1 pseudogene is annotated in these 726 nt (G+C 81.0%); it reads left to right on the top strand.

Annotated features, from left to right (window positions below):
- Positions 1-91 precede the first annotated feature (91 nt).
- Positions 92-726, top strand: a pseudogene (locus tag DT057_RS35115) (ABC transporter ATP-binding protein); the annotation flags it as partial.

The raw sequence follows: 726 nt of genomic DNA, 5'->3' as shown, positions 1-726 counted from the left end.
GGCGCCGCACGGGGCGGGCGCGCTGCCACGCGGGACCGTCGCGTGAGGGGGCGCGCCGTCAGCGACGGCCCGGCCGCCGGCAGGGCCGCGCATGGACCGTGACCCGATCACCTTCGCGTGGCGCAGCGCGCCGCGCCAGCACGCCGCCGCGATCCTCGCCGCCCTCGGGGTCGGCGGTCCCCTGGTGGGGATCGGGCTCCTGCTGCTGCGCGACCTCGTCGACGAGCTCCTCGCCCTCGCCGATCCGGCGGAGGGCCCGGTCCGCTTCCTGCGCGTCGTCCTGCCGCTGCCGGAGCGCCTGGGCGACGGCGGCCTCGTGGTCCTGCCGGGCTGGATGCTCGGCGAGCGCGCCCTCGCCCTCTGGGCGCTCGCCGGCCTCGTGGCCGTGGCCCTGTGCCTCGCCGGGCTCGGCTGGCTCGTGGGCCGGCTGTGCTTCGCCGCCCAGGGGCGGGCGGTGGCGCGGCTGCACGACCTCGCGACGAGCGCCATCCTGCGCTCCGGCCCGGCCGGCCGCGACGACGCGCGGGCGATGGCGGCCCACGCGGGCGAGGGCCTGCGGGCCGTCGACGGCCTGCTCGCGGTCGGCATCCTGGTCCCGGCCCTCGCGGCGGGCGCCGCCCTGCTGGCGCTCGGCATCGCGGCGGCCGTCGCGCCGCGGCTGATGGCCGCCGTCACGGTCAGCCTCGTGGGGGCGGCCCTGGCGCGCCAGCTCCTGCTCACGCGGGC

The organism is Methylobacterium crusticola, assembly GCF_003574465.1.
GTDB lineage: Bacteria > Pseudomonadota > Alphaproteobacteria > Rhizobiales > Beijerinckiaceae > Methylobacterium > Methylobacterium crusticola.
Note: the sequence above shows the minus strand (reverse complement) of the source record. Positions and strands in the feature narration are given on the sequence as shown.